Origin of the sequence: Streptosporangium sandarakinum (assembly GCF_013409935.1) — a bacterium.
GTDB lineage: Bacteria > Actinomycetota > Actinomycetes > Streptosporangiales > Streptosporangiaceae > Streptosporangium > Streptosporangium nondiastaticum.
The window spans coordinates 137,410-151,786 of the sequence record NZ_JACCCO010000002.1 but is presented as its reverse complement, the minus strand read 5'-3'; the positions used below and the strand labels follow the sequence as shown (position 1 = coordinate 151,786).

The window sequence follows — 14,377 nt, the reverse complement described above, 5'->3', positions numbered from 1 at the left end:
GCCGTCTTGCGGGCTTGCGGGTTCGGTAGTGGCCTGGTGATCGGCGGTGGCCTGGTGGTCAGTGGTGGCCGCCGAACCAGCCTGGTACGTCGAGGCGGAAGAGGTCGCCGGGGGTGAGGGCGCGCAGGTCGGCCTCCAGGGCGCGTAGCCGTTCCGCTCCGATGACGGCGGCCCAGCGGGCGCGTAGTTCGTCGAAGATCTGTGCCGAGCGGATCAGGCTGTCGATGCCGCGCGGGGTGAGGCGGACGACTTTGCGGCGGGCGTCGCCGGGGTCGTGGCCGCGTTCGACGTAGCCGAGGTTCTGGAGGGTGTCGATGGTCTTGCCGGCGGCCTGCTTGGAGATGCCCAGTATGCGGCCGAGGTCGGCGGCGGTGGTGCCGCCGCGGCCGATGGCCTGCAGTACGAAGCCGTGCATGGGCCGCATGTCGGGGTGGCCCTGGCGGGCGAGTTCGGCGTGCAGGTCGTCGATGAGGACGCGGAAGCCGAGGAGGAGCCGCAGTGGCAGCTCGAACCCCGGGGGATCGGTGGGCACGGTAGGCGACCTGCGTGGATCGGAGGGGCGCTGACGCGCTCCACTTTAGGGGTGGCTCGCGGGGCCTGTCATCCGCGGTTCTTTCCCGGGCGCGTCCGGTGGGCCGCCGGGTGGCCGTTCGGGGGCTTCGCGGGGGGCTCGCGGGGGCGGGTGGCCCGGCAGAGGAGGGGAGGGGGGCTGCGCGGCTCTGCCGGGGGTGTTCAGGGGAGGATCTCCAGGCGGACGCCGGGTGCGCCGTCGTACAGGTGCGGGGTGGGGGTGACGATGCGCCATCCGCCGCGGGATTCGGCCAGCAGTACGGCGTGGGTGGCGGCGAGGGCGGCGACGAGTTCGGCGTCGCGTTCGCCGCCGGGCGGGCGTCTGCGGGAGGGGGCGGTCAGGGCGGGGCCGAGGCGGGTGGTGGCGGCGACGTCGGCGGCGGTGAGGGCGCCGATCGTGATCACCGGTACGGCCAGCAGCGCGTCGGTCTGGGCGGGGCGCAGCGCGGCGGCGCACTGGGCGGCCAGCGCGGGCAGCAGGAGGGTGGTGTTGCGCAGGACGGACTGGCGGACGATCTCCCGGCCGTAGTCGCTTTTGCCGTCGAGGAGGTGGCAGAGGGCGTCGTAGTCGAGGACGTGGCCGGTGAGTCCTTCGGGTCCGGTGCTCACGCCACGTCCTGGGAGGGGCGGCGGGTGCCGGCGGGGCGGGCCTGCTCGGGCGGGGTGTCGAACAGGCGGCTGGCGCGGGTGCGGTCGGCGTCGCTGATGCCGTCGGCCCAGCCGGGGCCCCAGAGGCGTTCCAGGGCGGCCATGCCGTCGCGGATGCGGCGCTGCTCGCGCAGGGCGCCGGCGATGTAGCCGGAGGCGTTGCCCGATCCCTGGGCCTCGTCGGCGAGGTCGTCGGGCAGGGAGATGGTGATCCGCTTCGTCATACCGGAAGGGTAGATCAGTCATACTCTCCTCGTCCACCGGGAGATCGTCCCGGCCGTACGGAGATCCTCGGTCAAAAGCCGCAAAAGGGACGGGGTTCGGGGGTGGCGCCGCCCGGGTCCGCGGGCCGAGGGTGTCACCGTTCGGTTTCTGTGCCCGTGTCGTCCTGGGTGGCCGGTCGGTCGTTCTGGCGGGCGGGCCTGAGTCCGCGCATGGCGAGTTCGGCGACGTCGTCGACGTACGCCTCGTCGTGGGGTCCGGGTGCGATGAGCAGCCGGTAGTACAGCTGGGCGTAGATCAGCTCGATGACGCGGTGCGGGTCGATGTCGGCGGCGACCTGTCCGTCCGCCTGGGCTCGGCGGATGCGCTCTGCGACCAGTGCGCTGGCGGGGCTGATGAGGCGTTTGCGGAACTCCGCGGCCAGGTCGGGGTCGTGCTGGGACTCGGCGACGATCGAGGCGAGCACGCCGCGTGTGTCGCCGATCGTGTCGATCCAGGCGTCTTTGAGCATCAGCTTCAGGTCGGCCTCGAAGCCGTCGCGCTCATGTCACCTCCGTGGTGCTGACGGGCTCACGCTATCGCATTGGGGAGACGAACCGGTTCGTATTGACACGGCAAGAACAACTCCACCGTGCAGGCCGAGGTCGAGGCGGAAGAACGCGCCTACCTGACCGAGGTCGTCGAAACCATCGAGAAGGCGACCGGGCAGCGTCCCCGTGGCTGGATGGGACCCGCCCTCAGCGAGACGTTCCAGACCCCGGCGCTGCTGGCCGAACTCGGTCTCCACTACGTGCTGGACTGGACCGCCGACGACCAGCCGTTCCGGCTGAACGTGCCGGGACTGCTGAGCGTCCCCTACACCCTCGAACTCAACGACCTGGGGCTGTTCACCGCCCACTCCGTCAGCGGCCCCGACTTCGTGCAGATCGTCAAGGACCAGCTCGACCAGCTGCACGCGGACTCCGAGCACAGCGGCCGCGTGATGGCGCTGGCCCTGCACCCCTTCGTCACCGGCCAGGCGTTCCGGATGAAGTACCTGGACCAGGCGCTCGAGTACGTCGTCAACCACCCGGGCGTGTGGACCACGACCAGCGACGACATCGCCGAGCACTACGCCCGCACCACCGCGGGCCTCGGCGCCGCCTGACCGGACCGCCGGAGGCCGGCGGGGCGGGTCTGCCCGGGTGGGGGGTCGAACCGCCGGGCTGGGGCCGCTGCCGCTGTTCGGCGGCCGGGCCGGGGCGTGGTGCCCGGCGGCCGGCTGCCGGCCCCGCCGGCTCTCCCCGGGGTGGCCTGGCCCGGCCGCCCCGGGGAGAGCCGCCGCGCCGGCCAGCGGGGTCAGCCGGCCAGCGGCGCGGTCTGCCGGCTCAGCGCCGTCACGACGTCGGCGAAGCTGCCGCGCTCGGCGAAGGCGGCCCGCTGCCGGGCGGCCCCCGAGCCCGTCTCGCGCAGCCACGACAGGCGGTCCACGACCATGTCGGTGTCGCCCGCGGCCGACAGGGCGGGGCGGACGCGCTCCAGGAGCTGTTCGGCCAGCCGCCAGGCCGGCACCAGGGTGGCCGAGGTCAGCTCCAGGCCCTGACCCTCCAGGCCGTCGCGGGCGGCCCGCCAGTAGGCGGCGTGCAGGAGCGGCTCGTGCGGCCGGGGCGCGGGCACTCCGGCGCGGACGTCGCCCAGCACGGTCGTCACCAGGGCCCGCACGAGGGCGGCGAAGGCGACCGACTCCTCCACCGTGGGGCACACGTCGCCCACCCGCACCTCGACGGTGGGCAGGTGGTGGGAGGGGCGGGCCAGCCAGTACACCATGGCCTCGTCCAGGATGGCGCCCGAGCCGATGAGGGCCTGCAGGGTGGCGGTGTAGTCGGCGGCCGACTCGAAGTAGGGCGGCAGCTCGGCGCTGGGCCAGCGGGAGAACGCCATCGCCCGCCAGCTGCCGTAGCGGCTGTCGGCGCCGCCGGTGAAGGGGGAGTTGACGGTCAGCGTCAGCAGGGTGGGCAGCCAGGGCCGCAGGTGGTTGCAGACCTGGACGGCCTCCTCCCGGTCGGGCACCTCGACGTGGACGTGGCAGCCGCAGCAGTTCTCGCCGCGGGCCATGGCACCGTACTCGTGGGCCATCCACTTGTAGCGGGGGTTGTCGGTGAGGCGGGCGCCGCTGGCGGAGTGCTCCAGCGGCGCCGAGCCGGAGGCGATCAGGCGGCACCCGGCGTCGCGGGCCGCGCGGGCCAGTTCGGTGCGCAGGTCGGTCAGTTCGGCGCGCAGCAGGCCGAGGTCGGTGTGGGGGTTGGAGGCGATCTCGACCTGGCAGGTGGTGAACTCCCGCTGGGTGAGCTCGCGCTGGCGGGGCCGTACGGTCGCCAGGACGGCCGAGGCGCGCGGGGCGGTCTGCCCGGTGTCGGGATCCATGAGGAAGAACTCCTCCTCCACGCCGACGGGCAGGACGGCGGGGGAGGAGGGGGTTCGCGTCCGGGGCGCCGTGTCCGGGCCGGTGGGTGAGTCGATGCTTCCTTGCTGGGCCACCGTGTCTCTTTTCTGGTATCGGTTCCCCGGGTGGCCGGGTCGGGGGTCCCGGCCGCCCGGGGGATGGTTCGGTCCGTGGGCGGGCCCGGCGCCGTACGGTCCCGCGGGGCCCGGGGCCGCGCGGGGCGGTGGGGGCGGGCGGGACCTTACGGCGCTGAGCTGCGCGGAGACCGCTGCCCGCCGGCGGGCGTCTCACACCTCGCGGCGGCCGGGCGGCGCATCCGCCCGGCCCGGAACATTTATTGATCTACTTCGTAAAGCCAACCGGACCAGTGAAAATCCCAAGAAAACACCAAAAACAGACAACGACGAGGTAGGGCGTCCCGGGCGGGCTCATGGCGACGCTGGCGCGTCGCGGCTCGGGGGCTCAAGCCCGGTGTCTTCCCTCGTCGTTCGCTCGCTGCGCTCGCTCACTCCTCGGTCCAGAAACCGGCGCCCCCTCGCGGGCTCAGTGCGCGGAGAAGCCGCCGTCGACGCAGACGGCCTGGCCGGTGATGTGGGCGCCGGCGGGGGAGGCGAGGAGGACGGCGATGCCGGCGTAGTCGGCCGGGACGGCGTTGCGGCGGTTCATGGTGCGGGCGGCGAGGGCTTCGACGCGGCCGGGGATCGCCTGGGCGGGGCGGGTGAGGGGGGTCAGGGTGAAGCCGGGGATGAGGGTGTTGACGCAGACGCCGTGCGGGGACCATGCCTCGGCCTGGGAGCGGGTGAGGCCGGTGACGGCGGTTTTGGCGATGCCGTAGGCGCCGCTGTCGCCGAAGGCTCTGAGGGACTGCTGGGAGCCGAGGTTGAGGATGCGGCCCCAGCCGCGGGCGGCCATGCGGGGGCCGAAGAAGCGGCCCAGGAGGTAGGGGGCGGTGAGGTTGACGGCGAGGGTGTGGTCGTAGTCGTGGGCGGTGAGCTCGTCGAGGGGGCGGCGGATGTTGTTGGCCGCGTTGTTGACGAGGATGTCGATGTCGCCGCGGGAGGCGGTGGCCTGCCGGCACAGGTCGTCGATGGCGGAGGGGTCGGCGAGGTCGGCGGGGATCGCGGTGGTGGGGATGCCGAGGGCGGTGAGGCGTTCGGCGGCCTGGGTGAGGGGGCCGGGGCGGCGGGCGGTGATGACGAGGGAGGCGCCGGCGCGGCCGAGGGCTTCGGCGATGGCGTGGCCGATGCCGGAGGAGGCGCCGGTGACGAGGGCGGTGCGGCCGGTGAGGGAGAAGAGGGTTTCCAGGTAGGCGGGCATGGTCGTCTTCCGGGTGGCGGTCTGGGCGGGGCGGCGGCGGTACGGCGGGGACCGGGGGTGAGGCGGCGGAAGGGCCGGGCCGCGGCGGGGGGTCAGTGGCCGGTGGCCAGGGCGCCGGCGGCGGTGTGGAGTTTGGCCAGGACGGCGGCCAGGTCGTGGAGGGTGGGGGTGTCCAGGCGTTGCAGGAGGCGGCGGAAGTCGGCGAGGCCCGCGTCGGAGATCTGCTCGGTGAGGGCGCGGCCGCGGGGGGTGAGCTGGATGCGGCGCACGCGGCGGTCGTGGGGGTCTTCGCGGCGGGTGACCAGGCCGTGGGCGACGAGGCGGTCGACGATGCCGGTGACGGTGGCCAGGCCGACGCCGAGGTGGTGGGCGAGGTCCTGGCCGGAGGCGGAGTCCTGGCAGGACAGGAGCAGGACGACCTTCAGCTGGCGCATGGTGAGGTTGGAGTCGAACAGGGGGGAGTGGTGGCGCCGGGTGATCAGGCGGCCCAGGTCGCGCTGGGTGGCGCTGATGCGGTCGATCAGCTGGTCGCGTTCGTCGTTCACGTGCACCTCTCGCTTCCTGAGAAGGTTATCAGGAACATCGGATGTGGCTGAATATTCGCCTGAGGCTAAGTGTTAGTGTGGGGCGGAATTCCCTGTGACGTCCCCTAGGAGTCGGCCCCCATGACCGCCCTGGCCAGGTTGAGCCTCGCCAACCGCAGCCTCGTGATCCTGATCGCGGTCGTGTTGAGCGCGTTCGGCGCTTTCGCGATCCCGTCGTTGAAGCAGCAGTTGCTGCCGTCGTTGTCGTTTCCCGGGGCGTTCGTGTTCGCCTCCTATCCGGGGGCGTCCCCGGAGATCGTGGAGGAGCAGGTCACCGCGCCCATCGAGGACGCCTTCCAGGGCCTCGCCGGGGTGGAGGAGGTGACGTCGACCTCGCGGGAGGGGTCGGCGCAGGTGCAGGTGGCGTTCGCCTACGGCACCGACATCGACGACTCGGTCGCCAAGATGCAGCAGGCGCTGTCGCGGATCTCGGCGCGGCTGCCGGAGGGCGTCGATCCGCAGGTCCTTTCCGGCGGCACCGACGACATCCCGGTGATGACGCTGGCGGTGGGCACCGGCGGGGACGAGCAGGCGATGGCCGAGAGGCTGGAGCGGCTGATGGTGCCGCAGCTGCAGGGCATCGCCGGGGTGCGGCAGGCGACGGTGACCGGCACGCGCAAGGAGACGGTGGTCATCACCCCCGATCCGGTGAAGCTGGCGGTGCGGGGGATCGCGGTGACCGCGATCGCCGACGCGCTGCGGGCCAACGGCCAGCCGATCCCGGCGGGCAGCCTGGTGGCCGACGGCAGGTCGCTGACGGTGCAGGTGGGCCGGCGGATCTCCTCGATCGAGGATCTGCGGAACCTGTATCTGGCGCCGGCCGCGGCGGCCGCGCCGCAGCAGGCGCAGCCGCAGGGCCGTACGGCCGTCCCCCCGGGCGCCCAGGGCGCCCAGGGTGCTCAGAGCGGCGCGCAGGGTGCGCGGGGTGCGGTGGCGGCGCCGCCCCGGCCCCAGCCGGTCCGGCTGGGGGATGTGGCGACGGTGGAGACGGCGCTCGCGTCGGCGACGTCGCTGACGCGCACCGGCGGCGAGCCGAGCCTGGGGGTGTCGGTCACGATGACGCCCGACGGCAACGCGGTGGCGATCTCGCACGCGGTGCGGGAGAGGATCCCGGAGCTGGTCCGCGCGGTCGGTGACGCCTCGGCGATCACGGTGGTGTTCGACCAGGCCCCCTACGTGGAGCGCTCGATCGAGGACCTGACGACCGAGGGCCTTTTGGGCCTGGCGTTCGCCGTCGTGGTGATCCTGGTGTTCCTGCTGTCGGTGCGCTCGACGCTGGTGACGGCGGTGTCGATCCCGCTGTCGGTGGTGATCGCGCTGATCGCGCTGTGGCTGGGGGACTACTCGCTGAACCTGCTGACGCTGGGCGCGTTGACGATCGCGGTCGGCCGGGTGGTGGACGACTCGATCGTGGTGCTGGAGAACATCAAGCGGCACCTGGAGTACGGCGAGGCCAAGGGTGAGGCGGTGCTGGCCGCGGTGCGGGAGGTCAGCGGCGCGGTGACGGCCTCGACGCTGACGACGGTCGCGGTGTTCGTGCCGATCGCGGTGGTCGGCGGCATGGTGGGGCAGCTGTTCGCGCCGTTCGCGGTGACGGTCACGGTGGCGCTGCTGGCGTCGCTGCTGGTGTCGCTGACGGCGGTGCCGGTGCTGGCCTACTGGTTCCTCAAGACGCCGAAGGCCGATCCGCAGCGGATGCGGCAGCTGCGGGAGGAGGCCGAGGCCAAGGAGCTGCGCAGCCCGTTGCAGCGGGCCTACCTGCCGGTGCTGCGGTTCGCCACCCGGCACCGCCTCATCACCCTGGCGGTGGGTGTGGTGGTGTTCGCCCTCACGATGGGCCTCGCGGGACGGCTGGAGACGAACTTCCTGAGCGCTTCGGGCGGCGACGCGGTGTCGGTGAGCCAGAAGATGCCGGCCGGCACCGACCTGGCCACCACCGACGCGGCGGCCAAGAAGGTGGAGAAGGTCATCACCTCCCTGCCGCAGGTGGCGTCGTACCAGGTGACGGTCGGCGCCGGCGGTGGTTTCCTGGGCGGTTCCGGCGGCTCGGGCGACAGCGCCTCCTACTCGGTGACGCTGCGCGAGGACGTCGACGCCGAGGCGGTGCAGGAGACGCTGCGGCGGCGGCTGGCCGGGCTCGGCGGCGTCGGGGACGTCACGGTCGGCGCGTCGCAGGGCGGCATGGGCGGCTCGGCGGACCAGCTGAAGGTGATCGTGCAGGCGCCCGACACCGAGACGCTGCGGGCCGCGGCCGAGCAGGTCCGCAAGGCCATGGCGGACCTGCCGCAGCTGCGGGACGTCTCCTCCAACCTGCAGGCCGGCGGTGAGCGCGTCGAGGTGCGGGTGGACCGCAAGAAGGCCGCGGCGCGCGGGCTGAGCGAGACGCAGATCGGCCAGCTGGTGGCGCAGCGGTTCCGTGGCGCGCCGATGGGCCAGGTCACGGTGGAGGGCCGCAGCGAGGATGTGATCCTGCGCTCCGGGGACGCCCCGGAGGACCTCAAGGAGATCGGTGCGCTGAAGCTGCCGTCGGCCGCGGGTGTGGTGAAGCTGTCGGACGTGGCCGAGGTGGTGCGGGCCGCCGGGCCGACGCAGGTCACCCGGATCGACTCCAAGCGCAGCGCCACGGTGTCGGGCACGGCCGCCGGCCAGGACGTCGGCGCGGTGACGGCGGCGCTGAACGAGCGGCTGGAGAAGCTGACGCTGCCGGCGGGCGCGCAGTGGAGCCTGGGCGGCGTCAGCGCCGACCAGGAGGAGGCGTTCGGGCAGCTGGGCCTGGCGATGCTCGCGGCGATCGCGATCGTCTTCATGATCATGGTGGCGACGTTCCGGAGTTTCGCCCAGCCGCTGATCCTGCTGGTGTCGGTGCCGTTCGCCGCGACCGGCGCGATCGGGCTGCTGGTGGCCACCGGCACGCCGATGGGGGTGCCGGCGCTGATCGGCATGCTGATGCTGATCGGCATCGTGGTGACCAACGCGATCGTGCTGATCGACCTGATCAACCAGTACCGCGCCCAGGGCATGGGCGTCACCGAGGCGGTCGTCGAGGGCGGCCGGCGCAGGTTGCGGCCGATCCTGATGACGGCGGTGGCGACGGTGTTCGCGCTGGTGCCGATGGCGCTGGGCCTGACCGGGTCGGGCGGGTTCATCTCCCAGCCGCTGGCGATCGTCGTGATCGGCGGGCTGGTGTCGTCGACGATCCTGACGCTGGTCCTGGTGCCGACGCTGTACGTGATGCTGGAGGGGGCCAAGGAGCGGCTGCGCCGCCGCCGCGGCGGCGGTGACGGCGGCCGTGAGCTGAAGGTCTACGACGCCGCGGATCTGCAGCCGGCCACCCGGGAGGGCTGAGCTTTCCCAGGGGCCCCTTGTGAGGCTCTCCTCGCCGCGCGCCGCCGTGCACCCCTTGTGAAAGGGGGGTGCGGCGGCGCGCGGTGTTTCACGCGGTGGGCGGGCGGCGCGGCGGCGGGCGGGCGTGAAGGGTGGGGGAGCCGCCGGGCGGTGTGGCGGGGGCCAATACACTGAGGCATCGTGACTGCGAAGCCGCCCATTCCCGATGTCCTGGCCGCCCGTTACGCCTCGCCGCAGTTGGTGCGGCTGTGGTCTCCCGAGTACAAGGTGGTGGCCGAACGGCGCCTGTGGCTGGCGGTGCTGTCGGCGCAGGCCCGCCTCGGCGTCGCGGTGCCGCCCGGTGTCGTGGCCGACTACGAGAAGGTCGCCGAGCGGGTGGACCTGGACTCCATCGCCGCCCGTGAGCGGCTGACCCGCCACGACGTCAAGGCCCGTATCGAGGAGTTCAACGCCCTGGCCGGGCACGAGCACGTCCACAAGGGCATGACCTCCCGTGACCTGACCGAGAACGTCGAGCAGCTGCAGATCCGCGACAGCCTGCTCCTGGTGCGTGACCGCTGTGTGGCGCTGCTGGCGGCGCTGGCGGCGCGGGCCGCCGAGCACGCGGAGACGGTGATGGCGGGCCGCTCCCACAACGTCGCCGCGCAGGCCACCACGCTGGGCAAGCGGTTCGCCTCGGCGGCCGAGGAGCTGCTGGTGGCGTTCGACCGGCTGGAGGAGCTGATCGGCCGCTACCCGCTGCGGGGCGTCAAGGGCCCGGTCGGCACCGCCCAGGACATGCTGGACCTTCTGGGCGGCGACCGGGAGAAGCTGGCGCTGCTGGAGGAGGCCGTCGCCTCCCACCTGGGGTTCTCGCGCCGCTTCGCGAGCGTGGGGCAGGTGTATCCGCGTTCCCTGGACTACGAGGTGCTCACCGCGCTGGTGCAGCTGGCCGCCGCGCCGTCCTCGCTGGCCAGGACGATCCGGCTGATGGCCGGGCACGAGCTGGTCACCGAGGGCTTCGCGCCGGGGCAGGTGGGCTCCTCGGCGATGCCGCACAAGATGAACACCCGTTCCTGCGAACGCGTCAACGGCCTGACCGTCGTTCTGCGGGGATACGCCTCCATGGCCGCCGAGCTGGCCGGCGACCAGTGGAACGAGGGCGACGTGTCCTGCTCGGTGGTGCGGCGGGTGGCGCTGCCGGACGCGTTCTTCGCCTTCGACGGCCTGGCCGAGACGATGCTGACGGTGCTGGGGGAGTTCGGCGCGTTCGAGGCGGTCATCGCCGCCGAGCTCGACCGCTACCTGCCGTTCCTGGCGACGACCAGGATGCTGATGGCGGCGGTGCGGGCCGGGATGGGCCGCGAGAGCGCCCATGAGGTGATCAAGGAGCACGCGGTGGCGTCGGCGCTGGCCATGCGCGAGCAGGGCGGCGCCAACGAGCTGCTGGAGCGCCTGGGCGCCGATGAGCGTTTCCCGCTGGACGCGCCGCGGCTGCGGGAGCTGCTGGCCGAGCGGATCGCGTTCACCGGCGCCGCCGCCGAGCAGGTCGGCTCGGTCGTCGGCCGGATCGAGGAGATCGTCGCGCGTCACCCGCAGGCCGCCGCCTACCGGCCCGGCGCGATCCTGTGACCGCGGCCGGTGAGGCGACCGGTGAGACGATCGGCGCCGTCACCGAGCTGACCCGCGCCGCCGACGTCGTCGGCGCCTGCGGCTCCGACGCGCTGCTGCTGTGGGCGGCCCAGGGCGCGCGGCCGGGGGTGCGGGCCTGGACGTGCGGCCAGGCGCTGGCGGTGGCCTGCCCGGACCTCAACCGGCGCGATCGGATGGCGGTGCGGGGCCCCGCGCCGCAGGTCGCCGCCCTGGTGCGGTCGCTGGCCCCGCGGCTGGGGCCGCAGTGGCGGCTGCTGGGCGAGTGGCCGCTGATGGAGGAGCTGGCGCGCCTCTTGGGGGTGAAGCCGGTGGGTTTCGAGTGGATGGACACCGACCGGCCGCCCCCGCCCGCCACCGCCACCGCCACCGGCGACGGTGAGGGTGAGGGTGACGGTGGGGTGCGGTGGCTGGACGACGCCGACGCCGAGGTCGCCGCGCTGCTTCAGGAGGCCTCACCGTCGGCGTGGGCCAGGCCCGGCGTCGCCGGGGTCCGCCGCTGGGCGGGCCTGCGGGACGGCTCGGGCCGCCTGATCGCCACCGCCGCCGACGCCTGGTCCTGCCCGCAGGTGGGATTCGTCGCCGGTGTGGCCACCGCCCCGGCGCACCGCGGCCGCGGCCACGCCGAACGGGTGTGCCGGTTCGTCCTGGCGGAGCTGGTCGCCGCCTGCGGCCGCGGCGCGCTGATGGTCGACAGCGACAACCCGACCGCCATCGGCGTCTACGAGCGGCTCGGCCTGCGACGCCGTACGGTGGCCGCCTCGCCCCTGACCGGCGGCTGACCCGCCCGGGGAGGCGCGGGGGAAAACCCGGTGCGGACGGCACCGCGAAACGGCAGAGTAGACGAAATGATGTTCGATTTCGTTCCCGGGTTACCGCTTTCCCGTGGCTTCTACGAGCAGGTCGCCGGCCCCGCGCTGGCGGGCGTGCCGCACGCCGCGGCCCTGCTGGGGGAGGGTTCGGAGGTCCTGTCCTTCGACACCCCCGCCTCGGCCGGCCCGCGGCACGGAGTCCGGCTGGTGGTGCTCACCGGCCCCGGCCAGAGCGAAGCGGTGCGCGCCACACTGGGCCACGCCCTGCCGCCCTCCTACGGCGGCCGCCCCGTCACCCTCGGCACCGGCGGCGTGGAGGTCGCCGAGACGGGGGCCTGGCTCGTGGCGCGGCTCGGCTTCGACCCGCTGCGGCCGATCGGGCCGCTGGACTGGCTGGCCGTTCCCTGGCAGCGGCTGGCCGGCACCTGCGGCGGGGAGGTCTTCCGCGACGACGCCGGTCTGCTGGGCCGCGCCCGCCAGGCGCTGCGCCGGTATCCGCCCGACGTGGAGCGTTACGTGCTGGCCGCCCAGTGGCGGCGCCTGGCCGCGGGGTACGGCCACGCCGCCCGCTGCTCGGAGGTCGGCGACGAGCTGGGAGCGGCGGCGCTCACCGCGGGCCTGGCCCGCGACCTGATGCGCCTGGCGCTGCTGACGCGGCGGCGCTGGCCCCCGTACGACAGATGGCTGGGCAGCGCGTTCGCCCGGCTGCCGGGCGCGGCCGAGACCGCCGACGCGCTGGCGGCGGCGCTGGCCACCGGAGACCGGTCCCTGCGCCGGGACCACCTGCGGCGGGCCTGGCGTCAGGTGGCGGCCCTGCGCGAACGCTCACCCGCCGCGCCGCCCGGCACCGCGACGGCCACCGGCACCGCGACGACGGCCGGGCGGCGCTCACCGGCCGAGGAGGCCGAAGGACTCGCCGAGACGTTCACCGCCGCGATCACCGACCCGCGGGTACGGGCGCTGCCGCCCGGCGGATCGATCGACCAGCTCACCGGCTCGGCCGAGGTGCTCACCGACCCGGCCCGGTGCCGGGCGCTGACCCGGGCCGCCCTGGGACTGTGACCCGGCGAACCCCCCTTACGGCTTTTCGCCCCGGCGCCCGCGGCGGCTTCCCCCGCGAGGCACGGCCACGCCGGACCGCCCCCGGGCGGCGCCCGGTGACATCGGCGGGCCCGTCACACGGCCGCCCCCGGCGACGAAAACGGGGGAGAACAGTAAAATCATGGGCCTATGCCGCTGGGTGCGCCCCAGAGGGGAGAAGCGATGAACGACCACACCGCCACATCCCTTCCACCGCCCGGCCCAGGCCGCCCAGGCCCCGCGCCCGCCGCACCGGCCGCCGGACCCGCCGAACGCATCGCCGCCCTGCTGCTGGACCGCGCCCACCCGCGCCCCCACCACCCCGGAACACCCGGGAATCCGCGCCGCCCCGCCGGGCTCACCCACCAGACGCTGCGCCACCTCACCGACCTCGTCGCCCAGGCCCGCCCCGGAACCGACGCCGCCTTCATCGTCCACACCCTCATCGCCCTGCTGGAAAGCGACGCCGCCGGCGCCCTGACCGGCGCCCGCGACCGCTCACTGCGCGACCTCGTCGGGGAACTGCTGGCCTGACCCACCCACCTCCGGGGGGAGCGGAACAGCGGACGGCGGGACTTCCGTTGCGCCGCGGCGCGCCGGGCGCAGCAGCGGATGGGACCGCATCGCCACCTCCAGTTCTCCGGGCAGCTCATCGCGGTAGCGGCCCAGCGTCGCCAGGTCGCTGTGCCCCAGCACCCGCCGCACCGCGTCCATGTCCACCGCGTCGGCCAGAAGATGCGTGGCGGTGGTGTGGCGCAGCCCGTGCGGCGTCACCGACCGGCGCCGGTCGGCCTCCACCCACCGCTGTACCCGGTCGATCACCGCCTGCACGTCCCCCCGCGCCAGCCGCCGCCCCCGCCACGACAGCAGCAGCGCCTTCTCCGGCGTCGCGGGACGGCCCCGCAGCAGGTATCCGTCCAGCACCTCCGCCACATCGGCCGGCAGCGGCACGTCCCGCGTCCTGCCGCCCTTGCCGAAGATCCGCCAGTACCGCACGCCGTCGTTGGTGTAGAAGTCCTCCACGTTGGCGCGCACCAGCTCCGACACCCGCGGCCCCACCGCGGTCAGAAGCAGCACGATCAGCGCGTCACGCATCTCGGTGCGCTGGTCGCGCCGCACCCGCCGCACCCCCTGAGCGGCGGCCGGCTCGGCCGTCTCCTGTCCGGGCGTTCCCAGCCGGCGGGCCGCGCCGACCAGCCCCTGGGCCTGCTCACGCGTCAGCGCCCGCCGCTGCGCCGAAAGCCCCCCGCGTTCCCTGGCCGTCACCGTCGACGACGTCATCGGGTCGACCTGCACCCAGCCCGCCAGCGCCGCGTGCTTGAAGAACGCCGACACCGACCGGCGGAAACGCGCCTGGGAGGAGGCCGACTGCAGGCGGCCGTCCGGCTCGGCGCGCCGCCCGTCGGGCTTGCGGGCGAAGGCCAGAAGCACCGCGTCGACGTCCTCACCCGTCAGGTCGTCCAGCACCACCTCCTCACCGGCCAGGCGCACGAACGTGACGACGTCGCGCGCGTACACCTCCGCCGTCGACGGTGACAGCGCACCCGTCGACGTCTTGGCCCGGATCAGCTCCACATACCGATCGGCCGACTCTTGCACGGTGAGACGATTCAGCTCCGCTGGCCGCATGGTCTTCGCAGGCACCCTTCCTCGATCACCACTGACCGTACCGGCCGGCGCCGACAACCGTCCCCGCCTTCGCCCACCGGCGGCCGCACCCCGGCGGAGACCCACCGGAGAAGGCTCAC

At 74.0% G+C, this 14,377-nt stretch carries 14 protein-coding genes; 6 read left to right on the top strand and 8 right to left on the bottom strand.

From position 1 onward, the window contains the following. Nucleotides 1-58: 58 nt before the first annotated feature. The 4 genes from HDA43_RS19360 to HDA43_RS19345 form a co-directional block, all read right to left on the bottom strand. Complete coding sequence (locus tag HDA43_RS19360; protein WP_179823709.1) at nt 59-532, bottom strand: MarR family winged helix-turn-helix transcriptional regulator; 474 nt, start codon at nt 530-532, stop codon at nt 59-61. 200 nt (nt 533-732) lie between these two features. After that, on the bottom strand, nt 733-1,179 hold the full coding sequence (locus HDA43_RS19355) for a hypothetical protein (RefSeq protein WP_179823708.1): 447 nt from the start codon (nt 1,177-1,179) through the stop codon (nt 733-735). Continuing rightward, the gene (locus HDA43_RS19350; protein ID WP_179823706.1) at nt 1,176-1,442 is read right to left on the bottom strand and encodes a hypothetical protein; all 267 of its coding nucleotides are present in this window, start codon (nt 1,440-1,442) and stop codon (nt 1,176-1,178) included. The genes HDA43_RS19355 and HDA43_RS19350 overlap by 4 nt, the downstream gene beginning before the upstream one ends. Nucleotides 1,443-1,576: 134 nt before the next feature. After that, complete coding sequence (locus HDA43_RS19345; RefSeq protein WP_281395510.1) at nt 1,577-1,960, bottom strand: TetR-like C-terminal domain-containing protein; 384 nt, start codon at nt 1,958-1,960, stop codon at nt 1,577-1,579. Nucleotides 1,961-2,071: 111 nt separating this feature from the next. Here HDA43_RS19345 and HDA43_RS19340 point away from each other — a divergent pair, with 111 nt between their 5' ends. After that, nucleotides 2,072-2,587 (top strand): polysaccharide deacetylase family protein, encoded by a 516-nt coding sequence (locus HDA43_RS19340; RefSeq protein ID WP_218912319.1) that lies wholly within the window; start codon nt 2,072-2,074, stop codon nt 2,585-2,587. A gap of 191 nt (nt 2,588-2,778) precedes the next feature. Here HDA43_RS19340 and HDA43_RS19335 read toward each other — a convergent pair whose 3' ends face one another. The 3 genes from HDA43_RS19335 to HDA43_RS19325 all read right to left on the bottom strand — a co-directional run bounded on the left by HDA43_RS19335 (nt 2,779) and on the right by HDA43_RS19325 (nt 5,730). Then, nucleotides 2,779-3,957, bottom strand: a complete 1,179-nt coding sequence (locus HDA43_RS19335) for a carboxylate-amine ligase (protein ID WP_179823702.1) — start codon at nt 3,955-3,957, stop codon at nt 2,779-2,781. 448 nt (nt 3,958-4,405) lie between these two features. After that, nucleotides 4,406-5,179, bottom strand: a complete 774-nt coding sequence (locus HDA43_RS19330; protein ID WP_179823700.1) for an SDR family NAD(P)-dependent oxidoreductase — start codon at nt 5,177-5,179, stop codon at nt 4,406-4,408. Between the two features lie 92 nt (nt 5,180-5,271). Then, a complete protein-coding gene (locus tag HDA43_RS19325) occupies nt 5,272-5,730 on the bottom strand; it encodes a MarR family winged helix-turn-helix transcriptional regulator (RefSeq protein WP_179823698.1) in 459 nt (152 codons plus the stop codon). Nucleotides 5,731-5,844: 114 nt separating this feature from the next. Between HDA43_RS19325 and HDA43_RS19320 the strand changes: the two genes are divergently transcribed. The 5 genes from HDA43_RS19320 to HDA43_RS19300 all read left to right on the top strand — a co-directional run bounded on the left by HDA43_RS19320 (nt 5,845) and on the right by HDA43_RS19300 (nt 13,163). Next, a complete protein-coding gene (locus HDA43_RS19320) occupies nt 5,845-9,108 on the top strand; it encodes an efflux RND transporter permease subunit (RefSeq protein WP_179823696.1) in 3,264 nt (1,087 codons plus the stop codon). Between the two features lie 180 nt (nt 9,109-9,288). Next, nucleotides 9,289-10,719, top strand: coding sequence for an adenylosuccinate lyase (purB, locus tag HDA43_RS19315; RefSeq protein ID WP_179823695.1), 1,431 nt, complete (start codon nt 9,289-9,291; stop codon nt 10,717-10,719). Further along, nucleotides 10,716-11,519, top strand: a complete 804-nt coding sequence (locus tag HDA43_RS36450) for a GNAT family N-acetyltransferase (protein ID WP_218912318.1) — start codon at nt 10,716-10,718, stop codon at nt 11,517-11,519. The genes purB and HDA43_RS36450 overlap by 4 nt, the downstream gene beginning before the upstream one ends. A 66-nt stretch (nt 11,520-11,585) precedes the next feature. Continuing rightward, a complete protein-coding gene (locus tag HDA43_RS19305) occupies nt 11,586-12,611 on the top strand; it encodes a DUF4037 domain-containing protein (RefSeq protein ID WP_246424458.1) in 1,026 nt (341 codons plus the stop codon). Nucleotides 12,612-12,812: 201 nt separating this feature from the next. After that, nucleotides 12,813-13,163, top strand: a complete 351-nt coding sequence (locus HDA43_RS19300) for a hypothetical protein (RefSeq protein ID WP_179823693.1) — start codon at nt 12,813-12,815, stop codon at nt 13,161-13,163. Here the strand turns inward: HDA43_RS19300 and HDA43_RS19295 are convergent. Continuing rightward, entirely contained in the window at nt 13,128-14,228 is a 1,101-nt protein-coding gene (locus HDA43_RS19295) for a tyrosine-type recombinase/integrase (RefSeq protein ID WP_312873438.1), read from the bottom strand. The two genes, HDA43_RS19300 and HDA43_RS19295, sit on opposite strands and share 36 nt — an antisense overlap. Nucleotides 14,229-14,377 lie beyond the last annotated feature (149 nt).